Raw genomic sequence first — 25,169 nt, 5'->3', positions numbered from 1 at the left:
CCCACCCGAACACGTCGTGCCAGATTAACCGGGGGGCCCCGATCACCGGCAGGGCGCCGCCGGAGCGCTAGCGGATGCGGAGATAGGCGGTGTGAACGGTACGGCCGCCCACGGCACTCGAGCCCGAATAGGTCACGGTGTAGCGCGTCCGGCCCGTCGCCTGCCGCGAGAGGGTCAGGGTCACGCGACCAGACGAGAGCGCACGACCGGTGGCGACGATCTTCGAACCGCGCCGGACGGTGATGCGGCCGGTCGGGGTGAGCCCCGGCGCTGTGACGACGACCCCGATCCTGGTCCGGCGCCCTCCGAGGGCCGTCGCGGTGGTCCTCACCGTCGACGTCGCCTTGGCGATCGTCGCGGAGGCGTCGGAGCGCACGGAACGCGCGATGTACGAGTCGCGTCGACCGATGGTCCGCACGGCGACGGTCGAGCCGACGTCGGCTGCACCGAGTCGGTAGCTGGAAGCGGTCGCACCGGCGATCGGCGTGGATCCACGAAGCCACTGGTAGTCCACGTCCTGCGCCGCCGGACCGAACTGCGGCGTCGTGGCGACCAGCACCTGGCCGGCCTTCTCGGTGCCGTCGACAGTCGGCGGGACGTCGACGTCGAGGGGTGTCGGGCGGTCCACCACGACGTACAGCCAGCTCGTGGTCTCGACCGTGCCGAGGACCGGGTCGGAGCGGCGGGCGATGTAGCCGAACCCGGCCTCGGCGAACGGGGCCGGCCCGAGCTCCGTCGGCGGCGTCATGCCGTCGCCGACACCGACGTTGTCGGTCATCTGGATCGCGTTGTAGTCGCCGACGTCCACGGCGATCGCGCCGGTGTCGGGGTCGATGGTCGCGGTGATCCACGACGGGTTCTCGGCCGTGGCCGCCGTCAGCGAGTACTTCGTCGGAACGCTCTGCTCGTGCTCGTCGTCCAGCACCTGGTCGTTGCCGGTCGTCTCGACGACCGTGCGCGTGTTGGGGGCCAGGTTCGCCTCGTCCGGCTCGGCGCAGGCGATGTCGTTGCCCGGTCCGCCGATCAGCGTGGCTCCACCTTCGGCGCCCCGGCACAGCACGTCGTTGCCGGTGCCACCATCCAGGACGTCGTTGCCGACCCCGGTCCTGAGGACGTCGTTGCCCGGTCCGCCTTCCATCCGGCTGTGTCCGGAGCCACCGGCGAGCGTGTCGTTCCCTTCACCACCGACCATCAACACGCCGTCGCTCAGCAGGTCGTTGCCGTCACGGCCGTAGATCACGTCGTCGTCCTCGCGGCCGTCCAGCTCGTCGTTGCCTGCACCGCCGTCGAGTCGGTCGACTCCTTCGCGACCTTGCACGAAGTCGTCGCCGTCGCCCCCGTTCAGGACGTCCGCGCCGGGACCCCCGTCGAGGTGGTCGTCACCGATGTCGCCCCAGAGCGTGTCGTTGCCGTCGTCACCGCTGAGACTGTCATCACCCTCGTTGCCGAAGAGCGTGTCGTCGCCGGCCATGCCGTGCAAGCCGTCGTAGCTGCCGTGCCCCCTGACGATGTCATCGCCCTCATGAGCCCAGACGATGTCCGAGATGTCCGTCCCCTCGATGACGTCGGCGCCCGCCGTTCCGGTGACGATGTTGGGGAACGGATCAGCCGAGGCCGGACCCGGGGCGATCGCGAGGTACAGCGTCGTCGCGCTGAGCACGGCGAGACGCGCCATCGTGCGTCGCGGACGACGAGCAGGCGTGAGGCTGGACATAGGACCCTCGGGGCAAGTCGATGCCCGTGGCGGGCGTCGTACCAGCAGTTTGGCAGACTGAGCGGGGCCGCGGAGGCACAACCGAGGAAGTGGTGAACGCCTGTCCCGATCGTGAGCTCAGCGGCGCTTCTGGTGCCAGATCACGACGTGCTGGTCGGCGATCAGCGCGGGCAGGTTCTGCGGGAGCTTGGTCTGGGCGAGCGCGGCCTGCAGCTCGGCGACCTTCTCCTGCAGGGCCAGCACCTGGTTCTCCAGCTCGATGACGCGCTTGACGCCCTCGAGCCCGAGCCCCTCGGCGGTGAGCCGGGCCACGGTGCGCAGCAGCTCGATGTCACGGAGCGAGTAGCGCCGGCCGCCACCGCCGGTGCGGCCGGCCTCGACCAGGCCGAGGCGGTCGTAGGTGCGCAGGGTCTGCGGATGCAGCCCGGACAGCTCGGCCGCCACGCTGATCACGAAGACCTTGGCCTCGGGCCCCGGAGGGCTGAACGGAGTGGAGCTCATCAGGTCACCGCCTCGAACAATCCATCGCGGGGCGTGGATGCTCCGCGCAGGTCTCGCAACGTCTCGATCGCGGCCTTGGCCTCGTCGGGAAGCTCGGTCGGTACCTGTACCTCGACCGTGACGAGCAGGTCGCCGCGTCCACCGGCCTTCTTCATGGCGCCCTTGCCGGTGGCCCGGAACGTACGCCCGTTGGGCGTGCCGGCCGGGATCTTGATGCGTACGGGCGGCCCGTCGAGTGTCGGCACCTGGATCTGCGCGCCGAGGGCGGCCTCGTCGAACGCCACCGGCACCGTGATCGTCAAGTGGTCGCCCTTGCGGCCGAACAGCTTGTGCGGCTCGACGTGGACCACCAGGAACAGGTCGCCGGCGGGGCCGCCGGCGTCACCCTTGCCGCCCTTGCCCTTGAGCCGGATGCGCTGACCGTCCTTGACGCCGGCCGGCACCTTGACGTTGAGGGTGCGGCTCGAGGGCGCCCGGCCCGAGCCGCGGCACACGTCGCACGGGTGCTCGACGATGAGCCCCCGGCCCCGGCACTGGTCGCACGGCTCGGTCATCGCGAACAGCCCGCCGGCCGTGCCGGTCACCATGCCGCTGCCCTGGCACGTGGAGCAGACCTTGGGCACGGTGCCGGGCTTGGCGCCGGTGCCGTGGCAGTTGGTGCACGGCTCGTCACTCGTCATCCGCAAGGGCAGGGTCGCACCCTCGACGGCCTGCTCGAACGTGATCGTCGCCTCGGTCTCGAGGTCGTCGCCCTTGCGCGGCTGCGGCTGGCGCTGACGCCCACGGGCGCGGCCGCCGAACAACCCGCCGAAGAGGTCACTGACATCGAAGTCGGGCTGGCCGGGCCCGCCCGGAGGACGGAACCCGGCGTTGCCGCCACGGAACTGCCCGAACAGCGTGCGCTGCTCGTCGTACTCCTTGCGCTTGTCCTTGGACGAGAGCACGGCGTAGGCCTCGGAGACCTCCTTGAACCGCTCCTCGGCCGCCTTGTTGCCCGGGTTGGAGTCGGGATGGTTGTCGCGCGCGAGCTTGCGATAGGCCTTCTTGATGTCGTCCTGCGACGCATCCTTCTTGACGCCGAGGACCTTGTAGAAGTCCTTGGTCGCCCAGTCACTGGCTGCCATCCCGTCCTCCTCTCCGGCTATTCGTCAGGCGCTTCGTCCGTGAGGACGTCGTCCTGTGCTGCTTCTGCTGGTGCTGCTGATTCTTGCGGTGCCACCGCGGCTGCGGGGTCGACCACGCCGACGGTCGCGGCACGAAGCACCCGGTCACCGACCTTGTAGCCCGTGCGCAGGACCGTGTCGACGGTCGTGGTGTCCACCTCGGCCGACTCGCCGGCGTGAAACACCGCCTCGTGCAGCGCGGGGTCGAACGCCTCGCCCTTGGCGCCGAACGCCGCGAGCTGGTGCTTGGCGACGGCCTGCTGCAGCGCGTCGGCGACGGCCTTGAAGCCACCCTCGAGCTCGCCGTGGTCGGCGGCTCGGGAGATGTCGTCGAGCACCGTCAGCAGCGACTGCAGCACAGCCGCCTCCCCCTGAGCGCGGACGAGCTCACGGTCGCGGTCGACGCGGCGCTTGTAGTTGACGTACTCCGCCTGGAGCCGCTGGAGGTCAGCCGTGCGCTCGGCCAGCTGCTCCTCCAGCGTCGGCTCCTTGGGAGCTTCCGGCTCGGCCGGGGCCTCCGCCGGCTGAGTCTCCTCAGCCGGCGGCGCCTCCTGCTCGGGGACCGAGCCCTCGTCGGGCTGGGTCACTTCGCCTCACCCTCGTTCTTGGCGGCGTCGTCCTCGTCGTCGACGATCTCGGCCTCGACGACGTCACCGTCGTCGTCTGCCGCGTCGGCGGTGGGGGCGTCGGCTCCGGCGGCCTGGGCCTCGGCAGCGGCGGCGGCATACATCGCCTCGCCCATCTTGGAGCTCGACTCACCGAGCTTGGTCACGGCCGCCTGGATGGCGTCCGCGTCCTCGCCCTTGAGCGCCTCGTTGAGCGCGTCGAGGTCGGCCTGCACCTCGGTCTTGACGTCGTCGCCGACCTTGTCGCCGTTCTCCGCGAGGAACTTCTCGGTCGAGTGCGACAGCGACTCGGCCTGGTTGCGGACCTCGACGGCCTCGCGGCGCTTGCGGTCCTCCTCGGCGTACTGCTCGGCGTCCTTGACCATCTTGTCGATGTCGTCCTTGGACAGCGCCGAGCCGCCCGTGATCGTCATCGACTGCTCCTTGCCGGTGCCGCGGTCCTTGGCGGACACGTTGACGATGCCGTTGGCGTCGATGTCGAACGTGACCTCGATCTGCGGCACGCCACGCGGCGCCGGGGGCAGCCCGGTGAGCTCGAACGTGGCCAGCAGCTGGTTGCCGGAGGCCATCTCGCGCTCGCCCTGGTAGACCTGGATCGCCACGGACGGCTGGTTGTCGTCGGCCGTCGTGAAGACCTCGGACCGCTTGGTCGGGATCGTCGTGTTGCGCTCGATGAGCTTGGTCATGACGCCACCCTTGGTCTCGATGCCGAGGCTCAGCGGGGTGACGTCGAGCAGGAGCACGTCCTTGACCTCGCCCTTGAGCACGCCGGCCTGGAGGCTGGCGCCGATCGCGACGACCTCGTCGGGGTTGACGCCCTTGTTGGGCTCCTTGCCGCCGGTGAGCTCCTTGACGAGCGCGGTCACGGCGGGCATGCGGGTCGAGCCGCCGACCAGCACGACGTGGTCGATCGCGCTCAGCGCGATGCCGGCGTCCTTGATGACGCTGTTGAACGGCGCCTTGGTGCGCTCGAGCAGGTCGTGCGTGATCTTCTCGAACTCCGCACGCGTCAGGGTCTCGTCGAGGAACACGGGGTTCTTCTCGGCGTCGACCGTGATGTAGGGCAGGTTGATCGACGTCGACGACGAGCTCGACAGCTCGATCTTGGCGCGCTCGGCGGCCTCACGGACGCGCGGCATCGCCATCTTGTCCTTGGTCAGGTCGAGGCCCGTGCTGCTCTTGAACTTCGTGACGATCCAGTCGACGATCTTCTCGTCCCAGTCGTCGCCACCCAGGTGGTTGTCACCGCTGGTGGCCTTGACCTCGATGACGCCGTCGCCGATCTCGAGCAGGGACACGTCGAACGTGCCGCCGCCGAGGTCGAACACCAGGATCGTCTGGTCGTCGGCCTTGTCGAGACCGTAGGCCAGCGCGGCCGCGGTGGGCTCGTTGATGATGCGGCTGACGTTGAGGCCCGCGATCTCGCCGGCCTCCTTGGTGGCCTGGCGCTGGTGGTCGTTGAAGTACGCCGGCACGGTGATGACCGCGTCGGTGACGGGCTCACCGAGGTAGGCCTCGGCGTCCCGCTTGAGCTTCTGCAGGATGAACGCCGAGATCTGCTGCGGCGTGAACGTCTTGCCGTCGATCTCGGTCTTCCAGTCCGTGCCGATGTGGCGCTTGACCGAACGGATCGTGCGATCGACGTTGGTCACGCCCTGGCGCTTGGCGACCTCACCGGCCAGCACCTCGCCGTCCTTGGCGAACGCGACGACCGACGGGGTCGTCCGGGCGCCTTCGGCGTTGGCGATGACGGTGGGCTCGCCGCCTTCGAGTACGGCGACGACCGAGTTGGTCGTGCCGAGGTCAATTCCGACCGCTCTGGCCATGGTGGTTCCTCCTGCTGTTGGGTGCCTGTGGTGACTTCAAGAATGTGTGTCAACTGACTTGAGTCTGATGTTATCAACTTTGACCCAACCCGAATCATTCCGGGTCCGGGCAAGAGATTTGGCCCACCGTGGGTCTACTGTGACCGCATGAGCGAGGCCGACGACCGCAGCGACGCCTGGGCCCGCACGGCCCACGAGCTCGTCACCGAGACCGCATCCAGGCAGATCTCCCGCGACATCGCGCACCTCGCCGAGATCGAGGTCGACAGCCACGGGGTCCACGCCGTCTCCCCGCCTCCGGGTTATCAGGCCCCGCCCTCGGGCGTCATCACGACGCACGTGCTCGCCCGCTCGCGGGACGTGCCCGAGGCCGCGGTCGAGACCCGCGTCGCGGTGTGGGTCGCCAAGGAGTCCAACGAGCCCGCCGTGCTGCTGACCCGCGTCGGCAGCGACCGGGTTCTCGAGCTCTCGGCGTCCGACCTGGAGCCCGAGCCGACCGCCCAGGCCCGCGGACAGGTCAACGACTACGTCGCCGTCGTGATCGCCCACATGGTGTCGGCACTCAATGCCGCGATGCAGCGCACGTACGGCCACGAGTCCGACGTCGGCGAGCCGGAGTACGGCGAGAACTGAACCGGCTTCATCACATTTCCCGAAACCACGTACCGGCCGGGGGCGGGATCGCTAGGTTTCGGGCATGAACCTGAGATTGTGGACCGCTGTCACGACCATCGCGCTGGTCGCGGCCTGCGGCGGCGGTGGCGGTTCGTCCGACCAGGACGAGCCCAAGGCCACCAAGCCCGACGTCAGCAAGGTCAAGATCGACGGCGACGCGTCCGCACCGGTCAACAAGCTCGCCATCCAGTCGATCGCCGACCTCCAGGCGTACTGGGCCGACGAGTACCCCAAGCTCTATGGCAAGAAGTACAAGCCGGTCAAGGGCGGGCTGTTCGCCTCGACGCCCGACTCGACCGCCGGCCCCGAGTGCGCCAACAGCTACTCCGACGTCCAGGGCAATGCGTTCTACTGCAAGCTCGACGACTCGGTCGCCTGGGATGCCAAGGAGCTGTTGCCCGACCTGCAGAAGAAGTACGGCGACTTCGTCATCCCCGTGATCCTCGCCCACGAGTGGGGTCACGCGGTGCAGCAGCGGTCCGGGTTCTTCAGCGCCAACAAGCTGACCGTCTCGTCGGAGCTGCAGGCGGACTGCTTCGCCGGCGCCTTCTCCAAGCACGCCCAGAAGACCAAGGAGTTCACGGTCACCGCTGCGGACCTGGACAACGCACTCGCCGGTTTCCTCGACCTGCGGGACACCCCCGGCACCAGTGCCACCGACGCCTCGGCGCACGGCAGCGGCTTCGACCGCGTCACCGCGTTCCAGGACGGCTTCGACAGCGGGCCCAAGAAGTGCAAGTCGTACGAGGACGGCACTCCCGTCGTGCTCGAGCTGCCGTTCACCAGCGAGGCGGACGCGGCCAGCGGCGGCAACGCGCCGTACGGCGAGATCGTCAACAAGGTGCCGTACGACATCGAGGACTACTGGACCCAGGTCTTCCCGAAGATCTCGGACGGCAAGGCGTGGACCCCGCTGAAGGGCTACGAGCCGTTCGACCCGGCCAAGGCGCCGACCTGCAACGGGGAGTCGACATCCGACTTCTCACTGTTCTACTGCGTGCCCGAGGACTACATCGGCTTCGACAACGTGACGACGATGCCCGAGGTCTACCGGCAGGGCGGCGACTACGCGGTCACGACGCTGCTGGCGACTCAGTGGGGGCTGGCTGCGTTGGCGCGGCTCGGTGACGAGTCCGACGCCAAGGACTCGACGCTCAAGGGTGACTGCTTCGCCGGCGCCTACACGGCCAGCGTGGCCCTGCAGGACCGCTCGAAGACCAGCTCCTACAGTCTCTCGCCGGGCGACCTCGACGAGGGCATCAAGGCGCTGCTGGTGTTCCGTGGCGACGGAGACGTGGACCGTCAGGGCGCCGGCTACGGCCGGGTCGAGGCGTTCCGCACGGGCGTCATGGACGGCGTCGCTCCCTGCGTCACCTACAAGGGCTGAGCCTCGCCGCCGAGGTCAGCTCCGGCTGTCCTCGGCGGTGAGAGGCCGGGCGATGTTCTCGAGCGACTCACCCTCGGCCCTCACGCCCAAAAAGATCGCGACGATGCCGGCACCGATCATCAGCCCCGCACCGATGAAGTAGCCGATCGCGATCTGCGTGATGTCCTTGGACTCCGTCGCATCGTCGATCAGTCGGCCGAACAGCAGCGGACCGGCGATGCCGCCGATCGCCGTGCCGACGGCGTAGAAGAACGCGATGCACAGCGCGCGGGTCTCCATGGGGAACACCTCGCTGGCGGTCAGGTAGGCCGCGCTGGCCCCGGCCGACGCGATGAAGAACACCGCGGCGCCGAAGATCGTGAGGGTCGTGGCCGTCAGGTTGCCGAGCGACATGCCGGCGACCGCGAGCAGGGCGCCCGACAGGATGTACGTCCCGGCGATCATCGGCACCCGGCCGACCTTGTCGAACAACGGTCCGAGGACGAGGGCCCCGACGAAGTTGCTGAACGCGAACACCGCGACGTACCAACCCGTCTGCTTGACGTCGAGGAACGTCGAGAGCGTGTCGCCGTACGTGAAGAAGAACGCGTTGTAGAGGAACGCCTGACCGGCGAACAGCGCCAGGCAGAGGATCGTGCGGCGCGGATAGAGCGCGAAGACCGTGTGCGCGATCGTCGTGAACGGGATCGTGCGCCGCTGGCGGATCGTGATGGTCTCGTCGACCGGTTCGAGCTCGAGGCGGTCCTCCTGCTCGACGGTGCGCTCGATCTCCTGGACGATGCGCTCGCCATCCTCCTCGCGGCCGTGGATGAAGAGCCAGCGCGGACTCTCCGGCACGTTGCGCCGCACCCACAGCACGGCGAAGCCGAGGATCGCGCCGAGACCGAACGCGAAGCGCCAGCCGATGCCCTGGTCGACGACGTTGGGGTCGGTCAGCGGGATCGTCAGCAGCGCACCAGCCATCGCGCCGACCCAGAACGAGCCGTTGATCGCGATGTCGATGCGGCCGCGATACTTCGCGGGGATGAGCTCGTCGATCGCGGAGTTGATCGCGGCGTACTCGCCGCCGATGCCGGTGCCGGTGACGAAGCGGCAGACGAAGTACCAGAGCGGGTTCATCGAGAACGCCGTGAGGACCGTGCCGGCCAGATAGACCAGCAGGGTCAGCATGAACAGCTTCTTGCGGCCGAAACGGTCGGTCAGCTGGCCGAAGAACAACGCGCCGAGGCATGCGCCCGCGACATAGACCGCGCCGGCCAGGCCGACGTCCGAGCTGGTCAGCCCCAGGCCGTTGTCCTTGTCCTTGAGCACGTCGGAGAGGTTGCCGACAATCGTGACCTCGAGTCCGTCGAGGATCCACACGGTGCCGAGCCCGATGACGATGAGCCAGTGCCACCTGGCCCAGGGCAACCGGTCCATCCGGGCCGGGATGTCGGTGGTGATGCGACCGATCTCAGAACTCTTCGACGACTTCTCCGTGGCGGACATGGCTCGTCGATACCCCTGTCATGACGGCGTCAATCAGCGACCGCCGCGGCGCGCTCCAGGAGCAGCGCCCGCTCGCGCTCGTTCTGCGTCAGGCTCGCGGCCCGTTCGAACTCCGCCCTGGCCTCGTCGGTCCGGCCGAGCTTGGCCAGCAGATCGCCACGCACGCTCGGGAGGAGGTGGTAGCCCTCGAGCGCGGGGATGTCCGTCAGCTGGTCGGCGAGGGCGAGGCCTACGGCGGGGCCTTCGGACATCGCCAGGGCGACGGCACGGTTGAGCTCGACGACCGCCGAGCCCGAGAGGATCGCGAGCGACTCGTAGAGCTGCGCGATCCGAGCCCAGTCGGTCTCGTCAGGGGTGTGGGCGCGGGCGTGGCATGCAGCGATTCCGGCCTGCAGGACGTACGGGCCGGGCGGGCGCCCGAACGACTCGGCGCGCTCGAGCGCAGCGAGGCCACGCCGGATCAGCAGCTGGTCCCACCGCGACCGGTCCTGCTCGAGCAGCAGGACCGGAGCACCATCGGCGTCGGTGCGCGCTGCGGCTCGCGACGACTGGATCTCCATCAGCGCGACCAGACCATGCACCTCGGGCTCGCGAGGCGCCAAGGTCGCCAGGATGCGGCCCAGGCGTACGGCCTCGTCGCAGAGCGCCGGTCGCAGCCAGTCGTCGCCGGCGGTCGCGGAGTAGCCCTCGTTGAACAGCAGGTAGAGCACGCCGAGCACCGCGGCGAGCCGGGTCGCCCGCTCGTCCTCGGCGGGTTCCTCCATCGGGGCGCCGACCTCGGCCAGCGCCTTCTTGGCCCGGGTGATCCGCGCGCCGATCGTGGTCTCCGACGTCAGGAACGAACGGGCGATCTCCTTGGTCGTCAGCCCCGCCAGGAGTCGCAGCGTCAACGTGATCTGCGCGTCGGACGAGAGCACCGGGTGGCAGCAGATGAACATCAGCCGCAGGACGTCGTCCTCGACGTGATCGATCGACGACTCGATGCCGGCCACCACGTCCTCCTTCCGCTCCCCGATCTCTCCGTAGGCCCGGTCCTGCCGCTCGCGACGCCGGAACGTGTCGATCGCGCGGCGCTTGGCGACCGACATCAGCCAGGCTCCGGGGTTGTCCGGCACGCCGGACTCGGGCCACTGGGCCAGCGCCGCCTCGAGCGCGTCCTGTGCCAGGTCCTCGGCCAGGCCCACGTCACGGGTGATGCGTACGAGCGCGGCGATGAGCTTGGTCGACTCGACGCGCCAGACCGCCTCGACCGAGCGGTGGAGGTCGTCAGCGGTCATGACACCGATCCAACCATCACCGCCCGGTGGCGGGTACCGCTGCTGCCGACCTCCGTCAGTTGTCGGTCAGGCTGCCGATCACCTGGCGCAGCTCGGTGACGACCTCGAGCTCGGGCCAGTGCTCGACGTGCAGGTCGACGAAGCCGCGCGTCCACGCCACGGCATCGTCAAGGGTCGCCGCGTCGATCAGCATGAATCCGCCGACGACCTCCTTGGTCTCCGCGAACGGCCCGTCGGTCATCATGACCTCGCCGCCGCGCGACGCCACGCGGATCGCGGCCGAGGTCGGCGCGAGCCCGGCATCCGTGACGACCTTGGCGTGCGACTCGTCCGCCACGTGGGCGAACATGGCGTCGATCAGACCGGCTGGAGGCTCCCCGCCGGCGGTTTCGTTGACGTGGATCAGCACGAGATAACGCATGGCTCGGCCCTACGCGTCCGGGCCGAAGACCTGGCGCACGACGCTCGTGCCCTCGAAGCCGGGCCACGTGTCGAGGTGGATCTGCATGAAGCGTCGCGACCACTCCACGGCCTCCTCGACGGAGCGCACCTCGTACATGCCGTAGCCGCCGATGACCTCCTTGGCCTCGGCGAACGGACCGTCGGTGATCGTGAGCTTGCCGCCCGATATGCGGATGTGCGGGCTCGACTCGAGCGGGCCGAGACCACCCTGGTCGACGACGACCCCGGCGGCGACGGCCTCGACGCCGAACGCGCCGATCGCCTCGAACAGCTCCGGTGGCGGCGGGCCCCACGGCTGGGCGGGATCGGACTCGATGTAGCTGAGGAATCGCATGACGTCTCCTTGTGTCGGTGGCGGCCCGTCCGGGCCAGCCTTTCACCTCTACGTCGTACGGCGAGACCCGATTTCGACACGACGCCGAAAAAACTTTCAGGACGTTTGGGACAGGCCGGTCTCATCCTGGTCTCACCTCGCCCGAATCCGGGTCTGGGTGCGGTCAGAGCGCCGTACGTTCCCGTCATGCGCAAACTCTTCGTCATCCTGGTCGCGGCCGCCGCGATCCTGCTGCCCATGCAGGCCGCCGAGGCGGCTCTCCCCAAGTACGGCGTCACGTCCGCGGTGTCGACCAGCGCGATCGACCTCGGCAAGACGTTCGTGCTGTCCGGCACGGTCTCGCCGAGTGCCAAGGGCAAGACCGTCAAGATCCAGCGACAGTACGCCGGCGGCTCGTGGACCACGATCCTGACGAAGACGCTGTCCTCGACGAGCAAGTACTCGGCCACGATCAAACCGACGCGTGCGGGACCGACGAAGTACCGCGCGGTCAAGGCTGCCAGCAGCACGCGCGCCTTGGGCACCAGCGCGACCCGCACCGTCACGATCTATCGCTGGCGCAACCTGATCAGCCTGCCGAGCACGTACACGCCGCCGACCATCTACCAGGGCTACCTCTACGTCAAGGGCACCTACTTCCCGAACTCGCTGTCGATCAAGCAGGGCGAGTACGCCGACTGGAACCTCGCGGGCAAGGGCTGCAACCGGCTCAAGGTCTACATCGGGATCGACGACGACTCGGTCAGCGGCACGACCGGCACCTCGTTCATCACCGACCAGGGCCTCGACGTCATCAACTCCGAGTACAACTTCGAGAAGAACCAGAGCGCGCGCTACGTCCTGGTCTCGCTCGCGACCGCCACGATCAGGTTCCTGCCAGGGCTCAACTCATCGAGTCTCACCGGGTCGTGGATGGGCTACGGCAGCCCGCAGGTGCACTGCTCCTCCTGAGAGGTTCACGGCCGGGCGCGGCAGAGTTGAACATGTTCAGAAACATGGCTACAGTCGGTACCAGTCATAGTTGAACACGTTCAAAGATGGAGCAAGCCCATGACCTGGACCGTCGGCACGTACGTCGCCTATCTCCTCATCGCCGTCCCCATCACGGTGTGGGTCGCCTCGACCCTGTCGCGCAACGGGCGGGTCTTCCTGACCGATGTCTTCGAGAGCAGTCCCGAGCTCGCGGATGCGGTCAACCAGCTGCTGGTCGTCGGCTTCTACCTGCTCAACCTCGGTTTCGTGATCCTCTACGTACGCGGAGGCGGCGAGGTCGCCGACCTGACAGAGCTGTTCGAGGCGCTGAGCGTCAAGATCGGCGTCGTGATGCTGGTGCTCGGCGTGGTCCATGTCGTCAACGTCATGGTGTTCTCGTCGATGCGCCGTCGCAGCCGCCACGACGCCGCCCGCACGCAGTGGATGCAGCAGCCCCCGCAGCCGTACGCACCGACCGCACCGCAGCGCTGACCGGCGGAGGGCGGCTAGATTGGCGACCGTGACCGACCCCGCTCCCCGCTCCAGCAAGGCCGAGCAGACCCGGCAGTCGATCATCGACGCCGCGATGCGGTTGTTCCGCTCGGGCGGCTACGACCAGGCCACGATGCGGGCCATCGCCGAGGAGGCCGGCGTCTCGGTCGGCAACGCGTACTACTACTTCTCGTCCAAGGAGCACCTGGTCCAGGCCTACTACGACCGGATCCAGGCCGCGCACGCCGAGGCGTCGGAGCAGCCGCTCGCGGACGAGACCGACTTCAACGGCCGGCTGCGCGGCGTGCTCCTCGCGTGGGTCGACGTCGCCGAGCCCTATCACGAGTTCGCCGGCAAGTTCTTCAAGAACGCCGCCGAGCCCAGCAGCCCGCTGTCCCCGTTCAGCGAGGACTCCACGGCGGCGCGCGAGGCAGCGATCGAGCTGCACCGCCGGATCATCGACGGCTCGGACCTCAAGCTCGCCAAAGGGCTCCGCGACGAGCTGCCCGAGCTGTTGTGGCTGCTGCAGATGGGCATCGTGCTGTTCTGGGTGCACGACACCAGTGAGGGCCAGAGGCGGACGCGCGACCTGGTCGACCAGTCGGTGCCGATCATCGACCGGATGCTGCGACTGACGCGCCTGCCGGGCGTCCGCGGCGTGGTCGACGACGTCGTCGGCCTGATCCACATGATCCGGCCCTAGGACGGGTCGGCGGCCTCGATCAGCTTGGCGACGACCGCCAGCACCAGGGCGATGACGCAGCACAGCATCGTGACCGACACCGCGATGACGAAGGTCTCGTGCGCACCACCGGCGGAACCGAGGAACCGCGCCACGACAGCGGCGACGGCAGACAGGCACATGCCGATGATCGCGAGGTCGAGGGTGGACCTCACGAGCTCCCGCGAGGTGCGCGGCATCCGCATGCGCCCACAGTAGGGCCGGTCAGCGCACGGCGACGACGATGACCCCGATCGCCACGCCGACGATCAGGACGCCGACGACGGATGCCAGCATCACGGGCCCGCCGAACCCCGGGAGCGGCTCGCCCGTGCGGATCGCGCGCTCGGTGGCCCGCCAGCGGGTCCAGGACTGCGTGATCGCCAGGCCGGCCGCGGCCAGCAGGCACAACGAGGCAGCGGTCTTGACCCACCCATCGAGGTCGAGGGCGGGCGTGTGAACCGCGACGGCGCCGGCGAGCAGCGCGAGCGAGGTACGGATCCACGCGAGAAACGTTCGTTCGTTGGCCAGGGTGAGGCGGGCATCCGGCTCCTCGCCCTCGGCGAAGACGTGCTTCGGGAACCGCCCGCCGTCACTCATGACGCGACCATGTGCCGCGAGCACAGGGCGAGCTCGCGGTCGTCGAGGCACGTGGAGCACCTCACCATCTGTCGTACGCACGAGACGTCGCCGCAGTCGGCCACGTGGTTGGTGGGCGTCTCGCAGGTGTCACAGCTGCCGACCAGGGCGGTGTGGTCGGAGAAGTCCATCGTGATGCGGTCGTCGAAGACGTAGAGCGAGCCCTCCCAGAGTCCGTCGTCGCCGTACGCCTCGCCGTACGTCGCGATGCCGCCGTCGAGCTGGTAGACCTCCTGGAAGCCGCGGTGCTTCATGAGCGGCGTGAGGACCTCGCAGCGGATCCCGCCGGTGCAGTAGGTGACGACCGGCTTGTCCTTGAGGTGGTCGTACGCCCCGCTGTCGAGGGCCGCGACGAACTCGCGCGTCGTCTCGACCGGTGGCAGCACCGCCCCGGCGAAGTGGCCGATCGCCGACTCGATCTGGTTGCGGCCGTCGAAGAACACGACCTCCTTGGCCTCGACGAGGGCGTGCAGCTCGGCCGGGGTCAGGTGGGTGCCCCCGTCGACGACACCGTGCTCGTCGAGCTCGAGCTCATCTGCGGCGCCGAACGTCACGAGCTCGTCGCGCACCCGGACGCTGAGCCGGGGGAAGTCCGCGGTCGTCCCGTCCTCGCGGGCCCGGCCCTCGCTCCACTTGAAGTCGATGTGCTTGAACGGTGCGTAGGCACGGGTGCCCCGGACGTACTTCTTGAGCTGGACGACGTCGCCGCCGAGTGTCGCGTTGATGCCGTCCTTGGTGATGATGATGCGACCGCGGACGTCGAGCGAGTCGCAGAGGGTGTGCTGCCACAGGCGGATCGCCTCGGGGTCGGCCAACGGGGTGAACGCGTAGAACAGCAGGACTTTCGGGGTGGCCACGCGCTCGATTCTAGTGGGCCGGGACGGCGTCCCGCGTCAGACGAGGGACCCGCAGGCCCAGGCTGCCGGCGAGCACGCAGGCCGCCGCGACCGCGACCATGAACGGGGTGAACGCCGCATCGGCGGACCACGTCGTGGCGGCCCAGCCGGCGAGCACGGTCGGCACCGCCATCGCGAGGTAGGCCAGGACGTAGAACGCCGACATGACCTCGCCGCGGTGCGCCGCGGGGACGACCTGGCCGAGGTGGCGCAGCGAGCTGCCGAAGGCGAGGCCGAAGAAGAAGCCGAGGATCGCGGCCGCCGCGATGATCTCCCAGCGGCCACCCACGTCGACCGCCGCGACGGTGAGGAGCAGAGCGACGGCGGTGCCGAAGTCGCCGGTGATCGCCGCACGCTTGGCCGGGACGCGCACCGCGAGCAGCTGGCTCACGCCGGCGAAGGCGGCCATGATCGCCACGACGCTGCCGCCGAAGACCAGGTTGTCGGTGCCGGCAGCTCGCGACGCGATGCCGGGCACCAGCGACAGGAACACGCCCAGCACCGACCAGGACGCCATGACCCCGAGCGCCGAGAAGCTGAAGTCATGGGCGATCGCCGCCGGTACGCGCGGCCGGGCGATGTGCAGCGCCACCGCCCGGCCGTCGCGGTGGGTCTCGCGCATCAGGATCACCGCGACCAGGCCGATGGCGGTCAGCACGGCCAGGGCGACGTAGGGCGCCACCAGCGGCGACGGGCCGTACTGGGCGTCGACAGCCGTGCCCAGCACCGCGATCGTGATGCCGACGTTGAAGGCGACGCCCGTGCGCTTCCCGGTCGCGGCTCCCTCGTCGGGACGAAGGTCGAGGAGTGCTGCAGAACCGGCGACCACGATCGCGCCGACGGCGAACCCGTGCAGCACCCGTGCCACGAGCAGCGCCGCCACACCGCCCGCCGTCATGAACACGACGAGACCGGCGATCAAGGTGCTCACCGCGACGAGCAGGACGCGGCGGCGGCCGAAGCGGTCCGAGATCGAGCCGACGACCAGCACGCTGATCAAGGCTGCGACGGCGTACGCGGAGAACACGACGGTCGTGGTGATCGGCGCGAAGTGCCACTCCTCGCCGTAGAGGCCGTAGAGCGGTGCCGGGGACGCCGAGATGCCGATCGCCAGCGACATCAGGCCGAGGAGTGCGGGATAGGCCCAGCGCTGCTTCTCTCGGGTCTGACCCGGTCCGGTGACGAGGGGAGTGGCGAGGCTCATGGCGACTCCTGCGAGGTGCTAGGTTGGATGCTGATCGAACTTGCTCACCGTAGCACGAGTTCGATGATCATCGAACCTGTGAGGAGCTGTGATGCCGGACACGACCCCGGAGGAGCTCGTCGCCGTCGCCGAGGTCGGCCCGGTGCAGGAGGTCCTGCAGGCCATCGCCGATCCGGTGCGCCTCGAGATGGTGCGGCGGCTCGCGGCGGCGCCCGACCTGACGGTGCGGTGCAGCGCCCTCTACGACGACATCGGCAAGTCGACCGCCAGCCACCACTTCAAGGTGCTCCGCGAGAGCGGGCTGACCGAACGCCTCAGCATCGAGGGCCAGCCGCACCAGCGCCTGCGGCTGAGCGCGGTCGGCGAGCGCTATCCCGGCCTGCTCGACACCGTCATCCAGGCCCTCGACGACTGACTCCCCCTACGCTCTAGGGGTGAGCGAACTCCACGAGCTCGATGCCACGGCGCAGGCGGCTGCGCTCCGTTCCGGCGAGGTGTCGTCCGTCGAGCTGGTCGAGCACCACCTCGGTCGCATCGCCACGCACGCGTCAGAGCTCGGTGCCTTCGTCACCGTCACGGCGGAGCAGGCCCTCGTACGCGCGGCAGAGGCCGACGCGCAGATCGCGTCCGGCGGCGCTCCGCCGTTCGCCGGAGTGCCCACGGCGTTCAAGGACCTGACCTTCACCCGCGGCACTCAGACCTCGATGGGCTCGGCGGCGATGCGCGACTTCGTGCCCGGCGTCAACGCGTACGTCGTGGACCTCGTGGAGGCGGCCGGCTTCATCAGCCTGGGCAAGACCAACACGCCGGAGTTCGGCCTGTCGTCCTACACCGACAACGACGTCATCGGTCCGGCCCGTACGCCGTGGGACCCGGCTCGCAACGCCGGCGGGTCGAGCGGCGGCGCTGCGGCGGCCGTGGCGGCGGCGCTCGTGCCGGTGGCGCAGGGCAGCGACGGCGGCGGCTCGATCCGCATACCGGCCAGCGCCTGCGGAATCTTCGGCTTCAAGCCCAGCCGCGGACGGGTCAGTGCGGGACCGGTCGGCTCGGACTGGAGCGGCCTCGCGGGTGACGGCCCGCTCGCGCGCACGGTCCGCGACGCCGCGGCCCTGCTCGACGCGATGGCTCACCCGGAGCCCGGAGACGTGCGCCCCCTGCCCGAACCGCCCGTGCCCTACGCCGAGTGGGCGCGCCGACCGCCTCGACGGATGCGCATCGCCCGGTGGTCGCGGACGCACCTCGAGGGCATCCGGCCGAGCGCCGACGCGATCGACGCCTGGGAGTCGGCCAGCCGCCTGCTGGAGTCGCTGGGTCACGAGGTCGTGGACATCGACAACCCGTTCCCGTCCGAGCTGGAGCCGCAGTTCAACGTCATCTGGTCGAGCGGCATCGCGTCGGCGGCGATCCCGCTGGAGGCCGAGGCGGTGCTGCGGCCCAACACCCGCTACTGGCGTGATCGCGGGCGCGCCTCGACCGCGATCGAGCTGACACAGGCCCTGCAGTTCCTCGAGCTGACGACGCGGCAGGTCGTCACGGACCTGCAGGCGTACGACGCGTTCCTGACCCCGACGCTGGCCCTGCCGCCGCAGCCCGTGGAGTGGTTCAACGAGTCGGGCGATCCCGTCGAGGACCACCACCGCGAGCTGCTCTTCACGCCCTACACGGCGCTCTACAACATGAGTGGGCAGCCCGCCGCCAGCCTGCCGCTGCACTGGACCGCCGACGGTCTCCCGATGGGCGTCATGCTCGCGGCCCTGCCGGGCCAGGACGGGCCGCTGTTCAGCCTGTGCGCGCAGGTCGAGGCGGCCGCGCCGTGGCACGACCGGAGGCCGCCGGGCTTCGCCTAGCGGGTGACGGTGGACGTCCGGGCGGACGTACGCGAGGCGGTGACGTAGTAGGCCTTGCTCCCGCTGACCTTGACCGTGATGCGCTGGCCGGCGCGCGATGTCGTGACGACGTAGGACGAGCCGGTGGCGCCGCTGATCGGCGAGCCGTTGGCGTACCAGCGGTAGTGCCACGTCGGCGTCGGCGACCAGGTGCCGTGGTGGGCGCTCAGGGTGCGGCCGACCTTGGGCGTGCCGGTGATCGTCGGCACCACGGTCTTGAACGTGCCACGGGCGACGATGGTCCCGGCCGAGGTCTCGGTCGTCGGGGCACCTCCTGGCGGAGTGCTGGTCACGGTGACCGTGAGGGTGCGGCCGCTGATCCTCGGGACATACGTCTGGTTGGTGGCGCCGGCGACGGGCTCCTGGTTGAGCTTCCACTGGTACGTGTGCACCGTGCCGACCGGCCAGGTGCCGGGTTGCGCCGTGACGGTGCTGCCGACCTTGACGGTGCCAGTGATCGCCGGGCGCTCGATCGTGACCGTGACGGCGACGGACCCGCCGGTGGTGAACGCGCCGACGGCGATCGTGAAGTGCGGTCGGGGCTGGAAGGTCTCGCCCGGCTCGTAGGCGCCGACGGCGTCCTCTCCCACGTGGTGCGTCATGAGGTATGTCCTGAGCGGCTCGTCCCCGGCGGCAGACGTGGCCGCTCGCTCGATGACGACGCCGGTCCGATAGTCCGGCGTGCCGGCGATGACGAACGGCGAGCCATAGAAGGCGCCAGCATCGGGCCCGGTCCGGTTGCGCAGATCGACGGAGTACGTGATGCCGGTGACCGGGTCGGTGACCAGCACGCCGCGGATGCCTGAGGGGCCGGAGCGCGGCGCCAACGAGACCATCTTGGTCAGCTGGGAACTGCCCGAGGGCAACGCGACCGTGGTGACCGAGTCAGCGAGCTTCAGCTGGGACCGCAGGAGCGACCCGAGCGCCGGGGGCTGGAAGTCGTTCCCGCTGACGGCGAGCGACATCGGGCTGTAGAGGTCGTAGTACTCGCACAAGGCTGACGACGGACAGGTGTCGAGGTTGGCGTGCTGCAGGCCGAAGTTGTGCCCCAGCTCGTGCGCCCCGACCTGCGTGAACGTGTCGTCGACGGTCAGCATGCTCAGGCCACCGTTCGCGATCGACGTGCCGACCCGTGCCTGGCCCACGGGACCGGAGTTGCCGCACTCGTCGCCGAGCAGCACGATCAGGTGGTTGCCGGGTGCCGAGAAGCTGACGCCCGGGAACAGCAGCTTGGCCTGGTCCCACAACGGGTCCGGGGTCTTGATGCCGCAGCCCTGCGCAGCAGGAACGTTGGCCGTCGAGTCGAGCGGCTTGATCGTGCCCACACGGCTGAACGTCGTGATCGCGCCGGCGGACTGGGTCTGCCAATAGCCCAGCATGTCGTCGACCTCGGCGGCGATCTCCTCGTCGGTGCCGTTGACGGAGCCTTGGTCGGTGAGCTTCACGACGTACGCGCGATGGGCCTGCGGCGTCGCCGTGGCGGCCACTGCGGGCGCGGTCACGGTGGCCTCGGCGACCGGCAGGGCGGCGCCTTGTGCGGCGGCGCCTTGTGCCGCGGCGGCCAGGGCGATGCTGCCCGCCGGCGAGTCCTCGTCGATCGTGCGGTTCCCGGACGGCATCAGGCCCTTGGCCTTGAGCGCCGTCGACGCGCGCCCCGTGATCGCGAGCTCGCCATGGAATCTCGCGTCGGCCGGCAGCTCCGAGGTCGCCGAGACGGGGACGAGGGTCCCGTCGTCGATCCGCACCGCGTAGGCCGTGGACGACGCCGGACTGGTCCCGAACTGGTCGAGCTCCGTGCGGATCAGCGTGCCGTCGACCGCGACGGCGGCGTGATCGGCGTAGCGCGGGTCCTCGTAGTGCCGGCCGGCCGCTGCCAGAGGGACGGCGGTGGCCGAGGACGGCACGACGACGATCGACGCCGCGAGACACGACAACGCGGCGGCGAGCGCCAGGCGGGTACGCATGAGGGTCAGCGTACGGTCGAAACAGGATGTACCGGACGCGTTTGCGGCCGGATCAGCCTCGAGCGGTCATGACGATCGGGTCGCCGTCGGTGATGGCGATCGTGTGCTCGACGTGCGCGCCGCGGGAGCCGTCGGCGCTGCGGATCGTCCAGCCGTCCTCGTCCATGACGATCTCGTCCGTGGTGTGCAGGAACCACGGCTCGATCGCGATCACGAGGCCCGGCTTGAGCGGGAACCCGCGACCGGCGCGGCCGTCGTTGGCGACGTGCGGATCGCCGTGCATCGTCCGGCCGACGCCGTGGCCACCGAACTGGGTGTTGATCTTGAGCCCGTGCGAGCGGCCGACCTCACCGATCGCGGCGGAGATGTCGCCGACCTTGTTGCCCGCGTGCGCCACCGCGATCGCGGCGTCGAGCGCCTCCTGCGCGTGGGCGATGAGGCGTACGTCCTCCTCGCGCGGCGTGCCGACGACGACGCTGACCGCCGAGTCGCACACCCAGCCGTCGACCGATGCGGCGAAGTCGAGGCTCACGAGGTCACCGTCGCGCAGCTTGTAGGAGTGCGGCAGGCCGTGCAGCACGGCGTCGTTGACCGACGTGCAGAGCACCTTGCCGAACGGCATCGCACCGAACGACGGGTGGTAGTCGATGTAGCACGACTCGGCGCCGCGGTCGCGGATCATCTGGTGCGCGAGGGCATCCAGGTCGAGCAGGTTGACGCCGACATCGGCGGCCTCGGAGACCGCGGTCAGGACGGAGGCGACGAACTTCCCCGCAGGGCGCATCTCGTCGATCTGGGTGGGCGTGAGGAGCTCGATCATCGGGGGCCTTCGGTGCGGATCGGGGTGGGACGGGAGCCGACGAGCGCGAGGACCAGGCCGGCGACCCCGGCTGCAGCGGTCAGCGAGCTGCCGAAGATCTGGCCCGACGGGGCGCTGAACGCGGACGACGCCGCGAGGGCGCCGCCCAGCAAGGCCGCGGCGACGGCGGCGTGGTCCTTCGGCGCGTGCTGGCGACGGACGCTCCACGACTGGTAGACGATGCCTGCGCAGACGACGGCACCCACGATGGCGAGTGCGCGGCCGGCGCCGGCGGCACCCTTGCTCAGATCGCCTCCAGCCGCCAGGTCGACGACGTACGCCACGAGCACGACGGCACCGGCGATCGTCGCTGCGCCCACGGCGCGACTGCCGCTCATAGGTCCTGCTTCCGGTGTCGACTCATCGGCGCCAAGCGTACGCCGCGGGTCGTGGCCAGCCGTTCGGTGGAGCCGATCCCGGCCGATCGGGCGATGCGCCGCAGGTGGCGGCTCGACGACGCTGAAGGCATGAGCATCATCCAGATCCGCGGACTCCGCATGACGTACGGCACCAAGGTCGCCGTCGACGGTCTCGACCTCGAGGTCGCCGAGGGCGAGATCCTCGGCATCCTCGGCCCGAACGGCGCCGGCAAGACGACGACCGTCGAGTGCATCGCCGGGCTGCGGCGACCGGGCGAAGGGAGCGTGCAGGTCGCGGGCCTTGACCCGTACGTCGACCGCACGGCCATCACCCGCCTCATGGGGGTGCAGCTGCAGCAGGCTGGGCTGCAGGCCAAGCTGACGGTGCGAGAGGCGCTCGAGCTGTACGCCTCGTTCCACGACGACCCCCGCGACGGCCTCGAGCTGGCGGAGCGGTTGGGGCTGAGCGGGTCGATCGATGTCCGGTACGCCAAGCTGTCGGGCGGCCAGCAGCAGCGGCTCGCGATCGCCCTCGCGCTGATCGGTCGGCCGCGGATCGCCCTGCTCGACGAGCTGAGCACGGGTCTCGATCCACGATCACGGCGCGACGTCTGGGGTCTCGTCGAGGAGGCCCGCGAAGCCGGCGCGACGGTGATCCTGGTGACGCACCTGATGGAGGAGGCGCACCGGCTGTGCGACCGCCTCGCGCTCATCGACCACGGCCGGATCACGGCGATCGACACGCCCGAAGGCCTGGTCGCCCGCTCGGCCGCACCGACGATCATGGCGTTCACGCCGTCAGAGCCCGTCGACACCAGCGTGCTGTGGGACCTGACCGGCGTGACCGACGTACGCCGGCACGGCGACCGCATCGAGCTCGCCGGCGACGACGACTCGGTGACGGCGGCGCTCGGCTGGCTCGCCCGCCACGACGTACGGGCTGGTCGCCTGCGGGTCACGGAGTCGACCCTCGACGACGCGTACCTCGACCTCACCGGAGAACCGGTCCTCACGGAGGAGAACTGACATGTCCAGTCCCGCACGCACGATCCTGCGTACCGAATCGAAGCTGTTCCTGCGCGAGCCGGGCTCGATGTTCTGGATCATGGCGTTCCCGACGCTGCTCGTGGTCATTCTCGGCAGCATCCCGTCGTTCCGGGACCCCTCCAAGGACCTCGACGGGGCTCGGGTCATCGACCTCTACGTCCCGATCTCGATCCTGCTGTCCGCCATCATGGCGTCGATCCAGTCGATGCCCGGTGTCATGGCGGGATATCGCGAGCAGCGTGTCCTGCGCCGCGTCGCCACGACGCCCGCGCGACCGATCGATCTGCTCGCCGCCCAGTACGTGCTGCACGGCGCGGCGGTCGTGGTCTCTGCGATCCTGGTGCTGCTGGTCGGTCGTGTCGCGTTTGACGTGAAGTCGCCCGGATCCGCAGGGGCGTACGTCCTGGTGCTCGCCCTCGCGCTGGCGGCCTGCCTCGCGATCGGGGGCGTCATCGGCGGCGTATCGCCGACCGCACGCATCTCGACGGCGATCGGCACGCTGGTGTTCTTCCCGATGATGTTCACGGCGGGGCTCTGGGCGCCGGTGCAGACGATGCCGCACGGGCTGCGTACCGTCGTCGAGCTGACGCCCGGCGGGGCGGCGGCCCGCGGTCTCGACCAGGCCGCGCTGGGTCACTGGCCGTCGGCGCACTTCCTGCTGGTGCTCGTGGTGTGGACCGTGGTCGCGGCTGGGGCGGCCGCGCGATACTTCAGGTGGGAGTGAGGACGGGGGTGATGCGCGTGTCGAGCGACCCTGCCGTCCCGTCCCTCCCCAACGGCCGGCCGGCCAACGTCCAGCTCGCCCTGTTCCTGCGGCGCGGGCCATACGCGCTGCTGGGGCTCAGCTCGATCGCCGCCGCCCTGAGCGTGGAGAGCATCGGCACGGGCGAGACCGGGATCGTCGTGATGACCCTGCTGGTGCCGGCGTTGGCCGCACTCCACTGGGCCTGCGCCGACCGGCGCTGGGACGGGGACCTGCAGGACGCGGTCGGCGCGTTCTACGTCGCGACGCGGACCGTCGTGGCGTTCGTCATGACGTGGCTCAACCCGTTCTTCTCGATCTTCGCGCTGATCGGCTACTTCGACAACCAGCTCTACGTGCCGCGGCGCTGGGCCGTGGTCGTCCTCCTGACGACCGCCGTGACGATGGCCGGTGCGCAGTCGGGCGGCCTGCCGCCGGACGGCGCGCTGCAGCTCGCCCTGTTCCTCGGGCTGCTGGTGCTCAACGGCGTCCTGACCGTCGTGATGACCAATGCCGACGTGCACGAGGCCGAGCTCGCCGCCGAGCGCAACACGACGATCGCGATGCTGGAGCAGGCGAACGTACGCCTCGAGCAGGCGCTCACGGAGAATGCCGGGCTGCAGGCGCAGCTCGTGCAGCAGGCCCGGGAGTCGGGCGTGCACGACGAGCGGGAGCGGCTCGCCCTCGAGATCCACGACACCATCGCGCAGAACCTGACCGGCATCGTGACCCAGCTGCAGGCCGTCACCGACACCACGGACGACGCCGCCGGCCGGGTGCACGTCGAGCGCGCCGCCGCCCTGGCCCGCGAGGCGCTCGGCGAGGCTCGCCGCTCGGTGCAAGGCCTGCTGCCGCTGCGGCTCGACAGCACAGACGTCGTCGAGGCGCTGACCCAGCTGACCCGCGACTGGTCGGCGGCCACCAGCATCCCGGGCGAGGTGGTGGTGACCGGAGACGTCGAGCCGCAGCACCCCGACATCGAGGCCACGGTGCTGCGGGTGGCGCAGGAGGCGCTGACGAATGTCGGCAAGCACGCGTGCGCCCGGCGAGTCGGCGTCACCTTGTCGTACACCGGGGACGAGCTCGTCCTCGACGTACGCGATGACGGCATCGGCTTCGATCCGCATGGGGCGCCGGCGCCCGCGGGTCCCTCGCCTGCGGGGCACGGCGTCGGGCTGCACGGCATGCAGCAGCGTGCCGCGAGGGTCGCCGGGGAGCTCGTCGTGGAGTCCGAGCCCGGGGCCGGTACCGCGATCTCGCTGCGGCTGCCTTCGGTGGTGCCGTATGGCTGAGGCGATCCGGCTGCTCCTGGTCGACGACCACCCGGTCGTACGCGATGGGCTGCGGGGCATGTGCGAGTCGTCCCCCGACTTCCTGGTCGTCGGCGAGGCTGGGGACGGCGTCGAGGCCGTGGCACTGGCGGCGGACCTCGATCCCGACGTCGTGCTGATGGACCTGCGGATGCCGGGCGGCAGCGGGCTCGACGCCATCGCGGCGCTGGCGGCAGGCGGCAGCCGGGCCCACGTCCTGGTCCTCACGACGTACGACACCGACCGCGACATCATGGCAGCGCTGGATGCCGGGGCGACCGGCTACCTGCTCAAGGACGCGCCGCGGGATGACCTGTTCGCTGCGATCCGTGCCGCCGCTGCCGGGGAGTCGGTGCTCTCACCCGCAGTCGCGACGCGCGTGGTCTCGCGCGTGCGGACCGCCGGCTCCGAGGCGTTGAGCGGCCGGGAGACCGACGTCCTCGCACTGGTCGCGAAGGGGCGGTCCAACCGCGAGATCGCCCGAGCGTTGTTCGTCAGCGAGGCAACGGTCAAGACCCACCTCGGTCACGTCTACACCAAGCTCGGCGTCAACGACCGGGCCTCGGCGGTGGCGACGGCGTACGACCGGGGGCTGCTCGGCGGGTGAGTCGGCTTGGGGCCCAGG

Annotated in this window: 27 protein-coding genes; 11 read left to right on the top strand and 16 right to left on the bottom strand. The window is 69.9% G+C overall.

Features of this window, described 5'->3' with window-relative positions:
- Positions 1 to 67 precede the first annotated feature (67 nt).
- The 5 genes from ASC61_RS08395 to dnaK form a co-directional block, all read right to left on the bottom strand.
- On the bottom strand, positions 68 to 1,714 hold the full coding sequence (locus tag ASC61_RS08395) for a calcium-binding protein (RefSeq protein WP_056210891.1): 1,647 nt from the start codon (positions 1,712 to 1,714) through the stop codon (positions 68 to 70).
- A 117-nt stretch (positions 1,715 to 1,831) separates the two neighbouring features.
- Complete coding sequence (locus ASC61_RS08390) at positions 1,832 to 2,215, bottom strand: heat shock protein transcriptional repressor HspR (RefSeq protein WP_056210888.1); 384 nt, start codon at positions 2,213 to 2,215, stop codon at positions 1,832 to 1,834.
- Positions 2,215 to 3,339 (bottom strand): molecular chaperone DnaJ, encoded by a 1,125-nt coding sequence (gene dnaJ, locus ASC61_RS08385; protein WP_056210884.1) that lies wholly within the window; start codon positions 3,337 to 3,339, stop codon positions 2,215 to 2,217. Before dnaJ ends, ASC61_RS08390 begins: the two co-directional genes overlap by 1 nt.
- A 17-nt stretch (positions 3,340 to 3,356) precedes the next feature.
- Positions 3,357 to 3,965: a nucleotide exchange factor GrpE gene (grpE, locus tag ASC61_RS08380; RefSeq protein ID WP_056210883.1), complete on the bottom strand. Its 609-nt coding sequence runs from the start codon at positions 3,963 to 3,965 to the stop codon at positions 3,357 to 3,359.
- Positions 3,962 to 5,830: a molecular chaperone DnaK gene (gene dnaK, locus ASC61_RS08375; protein WP_056210881.1), complete on the bottom strand. Its 1,869-nt coding sequence runs from the start codon at positions 5,828 to 5,830 to the stop codon at positions 3,962 to 3,964. The genes grpE and dnaK overlap by 4 nt, the downstream gene beginning before the upstream one ends.
- 147 nt (positions 5,831 to 5,977) lie before the next feature.
- Here dnaK and ASC61_RS08370 point away from each other — a divergent pair, with 147 nt between their 5' ends.
- Positions 5,978 to 6,463, top strand: coding sequence for a hypothetical protein (locus ASC61_RS08370; RefSeq protein ID WP_056210879.1), 486 nt, complete (start codon positions 5,978 to 5,980; stop codon positions 6,461 to 6,463).
- Positions 6,464 to 6,527: 64 nt separating this feature from the next.
- The gene (locus tag ASC61_RS08365) at positions 6,528 to 7,892 is read left to right on the top strand and encodes a neutral zinc metallopeptidase (protein ID WP_056210877.1); all 1,365 of its coding nucleotides are present in this window, start codon (positions 6,528 to 6,530) and stop codon (positions 7,890 to 7,892) included.
- A 15-nt stretch (positions 7,893 to 7,907) separates the two neighbouring features.
- On the opposite strand, the gene ASC61_RS08360 is transcribed toward ASC61_RS08365, so the two are convergent.
- Genes ASC61_RS08360 through ASC61_RS08345 form a run of 4 tightly spaced genes read right to left on the bottom strand, consistent with a single transcriptional unit; the run spans position 7,908 to position 11,453 of the window.
- A complete protein-coding gene (locus ASC61_RS08360; protein WP_056210874.1) occupies positions 7,908 to 9,380 on the bottom strand; it encodes an MFS transporter in 1,473 nt (490 codons plus the stop codon).
- Between the two features lie 29 nt (positions 9,381 to 9,409).
- A complete protein-coding gene (locus ASC61_RS08355; RefSeq protein WP_056210872.1) occupies positions 9,410 to 10,657 on the bottom strand; it encodes an RNA polymerase sigma factor in 1,248 nt (415 codons plus the stop codon).
- A 55-nt stretch (positions 10,658 to 10,712) separates the two neighbouring features.
- Complete coding sequence (locus ASC61_RS08350; RefSeq protein ID WP_056210870.1) at positions 10,713 to 11,078, bottom strand: YciI family protein; 366 nt, start codon at positions 11,076 to 11,078, stop codon at positions 10,713 to 10,715.
- Between the two features lie 9 nt (positions 11,079 to 11,087).
- Entirely contained in the window at positions 11,088 to 11,453 is a 366-nt protein-coding gene (locus ASC61_RS08345) for a YciI family protein (protein ID WP_056210868.1), read from the bottom strand.
- 186 nt (positions 11,454 to 11,639) lie between these two features.
- Between ASC61_RS08345 and ASC61_RS08340 the strand changes: the two genes are divergently transcribed.
- From ASC61_RS08340 to ASC61_RS08330, 3 genes are all read left to right on the top strand, one after another.
- Positions 11,640 to 12,404, top strand: a complete 765-nt coding sequence (locus tag ASC61_RS08340; RefSeq protein ID WP_056210866.1) for a hypothetical protein — start codon at positions 11,640 to 11,642, stop codon at positions 12,402 to 12,404.
- 99 nt (positions 12,405 to 12,503) lie between these two features.
- A complete protein-coding gene (locus tag ASC61_RS08335) occupies positions 12,504 to 12,917 on the top strand; it encodes a hypothetical protein (RefSeq protein WP_056210864.1) in 414 nt (137 codons plus the stop codon).
- 28 nt (positions 12,918 to 12,945) lie between these two features.
- The gene (locus tag ASC61_RS08330) at positions 12,946 to 13,620 is read left to right on the top strand and encodes a TetR family transcriptional regulator (protein ID WP_235503519.1); all 675 of its coding nucleotides are present in this window, start codon (positions 12,946 to 12,948) and stop codon (positions 13,618 to 13,620) included.
- On the opposite strand, the gene ASC61_RS08325 is transcribed toward ASC61_RS08330, so the two are convergent.
- From ASC61_RS08325 to ASC61_RS08310, 4 genes are read right to left on the bottom strand one after another with little or no spacing between them, the layout of a single operon-like run.
- Positions 13,617 to 13,844 (bottom strand): hypothetical protein, encoded by a 228-nt coding sequence (locus tag ASC61_RS08325; protein ID WP_056210862.1) that lies wholly within the window; start codon positions 13,842 to 13,844, stop codon positions 13,617 to 13,619. The genes ASC61_RS08330 and ASC61_RS08325 overlap by 4 nt on opposite strands.
- 19 nt (positions 13,845 to 13,863) lie before the next feature.
- Positions 13,864 to 14,238 carry a YidH family protein gene (locus ASC61_RS08320; protein ID WP_056210861.1) on the bottom strand — a complete coding sequence of 125 codons (375 nt, stop codon included), beginning with the start codon at positions 14,236 to 14,238 and terminating at the stop codon, positions 13,864 to 13,866.
- The gene (gene trhO, locus ASC61_RS08315; RefSeq protein WP_056210859.1) at positions 14,235 to 15,134 is read right to left on the bottom strand and encodes an oxygen-dependent tRNA uridine(34) hydroxylase TrhO; all 900 of its coding nucleotides are present in this window, start codon (positions 15,132 to 15,134) and stop codon (positions 14,235 to 14,237) included. The genes ASC61_RS08320 and trhO overlap by 4 nt, the downstream gene beginning before the upstream one ends.
- 10 nt (positions 15,135 to 15,144) lie before the next feature.
- Complete coding sequence (locus tag ASC61_RS08310; protein WP_056210856.1) at positions 15,145 to 16,377, bottom strand: MFS transporter; 1,233 nt, start codon at positions 16,375 to 16,377, stop codon at positions 15,145 to 15,147.
- Between the two features lie 91 nt (positions 16,378 to 16,468).
- Between ASC61_RS08310 and ASC61_RS08305 the strand changes: the two genes are divergently transcribed.
- Both ASC61_RS08305 and ASC61_RS08300 read left to right on the top strand, forming a co-directional pair.
- Positions 16,469 to 16,792: a helix-turn-helix domain-containing protein gene (locus ASC61_RS08305; RefSeq protein WP_056210853.1), complete on the top strand. Its 324-nt coding sequence runs from the start codon at positions 16,469 to 16,471 to the stop codon at positions 16,790 to 16,792.
- 19 nt (positions 16,793 to 16,811) lie between these two features.
- The gene (locus tag ASC61_RS08300; protein WP_056210849.1) at positions 16,812 to 18,224 is read left to right on the top strand and encodes an amidase; all 1,413 of its coding nucleotides are present in this window, start codon (positions 16,812 to 16,814) and stop codon (positions 18,222 to 18,224) included.
- Here the strand turns inward: ASC61_RS08300 and ASC61_RS08295 are convergent.
- Genes ASC61_RS08295 through ASC61_RS08285 form a run of 3 tightly spaced genes read right to left on the bottom strand, consistent with a single transcriptional unit; the run spans position 18,221 to position 21,424 of the window.
- Complete coding sequence (locus ASC61_RS08295; protein WP_056210848.1) at positions 18,221 to 20,227, bottom strand: M12 family metallo-peptidase; 2,007 nt, start codon at positions 20,225 to 20,227, stop codon at positions 18,221 to 18,223. The two genes, ASC61_RS08300 and ASC61_RS08295, sit on opposite strands and share 4 nt — an antisense overlap.
- A gap of 52 nt (positions 20,228 to 20,279) precedes the next feature.
- Positions 20,280 to 21,047, bottom strand: a complete 768-nt coding sequence (gene map, locus ASC61_RS08290; RefSeq protein WP_056210847.1) for a type I methionyl aminopeptidase — start codon at positions 21,045 to 21,047, stop codon at positions 20,280 to 20,282.
- Positions 21,044 to 21,424, bottom strand: a complete 381-nt coding sequence (locus tag ASC61_RS08285) for a hypothetical protein (RefSeq protein WP_056210846.1) — start codon at positions 21,422 to 21,424, stop codon at positions 21,044 to 21,046. The genes map and ASC61_RS08285 overlap by 4 nt, the downstream gene beginning before the upstream one ends.
- 51 nt (positions 21,425 to 21,475) lie before the next feature.
- On the opposite strand from ASC61_RS08285, the gene ASC61_RS08280 reads away from it, so the two are divergent.
- The 4 genes from ASC61_RS08280 to ASC61_RS08265 are packed head-to-tail and all read left to right on the top strand — an operon-like array spanning position 21,476 to position 25,151.
- Positions 21,476 to 22,471, top strand: a complete 996-nt coding sequence (locus tag ASC61_RS08280) for an ABC transporter ATP-binding protein (RefSeq protein WP_235503518.1) — start codon at positions 21,476 to 21,478, stop codon at positions 22,469 to 22,471.
- Between the two features lies 1 nt (position 22,472).
- Positions 22,473 to 23,216, top strand: a complete 744-nt coding sequence (locus ASC61_RS08275) for an ABC transporter permease (RefSeq protein WP_056210845.1) — start codon at positions 22,473 to 22,475, stop codon at positions 23,214 to 23,216.
- Between the two features lie 11 nt (positions 23,217 to 23,227).
- Positions 23,228 to 24,526, top strand: coding sequence for a sensor histidine kinase (locus ASC61_RS08270; protein WP_082530541.1), 1,299 nt, complete (start codon positions 23,228 to 23,230; stop codon positions 24,524 to 24,526).
- On the top strand, positions 24,519 to 25,151 hold the full coding sequence (locus ASC61_RS08265; protein WP_056210844.1) for a response regulator: 633 nt from the start codon (positions 24,519 to 24,521) through the stop codon (positions 25,149 to 25,151). Before ASC61_RS08270 ends, ASC61_RS08265 begins: the two co-directional genes overlap by 8 nt.
- Positions 25,152 to 25,169 lie beyond the last annotated feature (18 nt).

The organism is Aeromicrobium sp. Root344, from assembly GCF_001425755.1.
Classification (GTDB): domain Bacteria; phylum Actinomycetota; class Actinomycetes; order Propionibacteriales; family Nocardioidaceae; genus Aeromicrobium.
The sequence above is the reverse complement of the archived record's forward strand: the minus strand, read 5'-3'. Positions and strand labels throughout refer to the sequence as shown.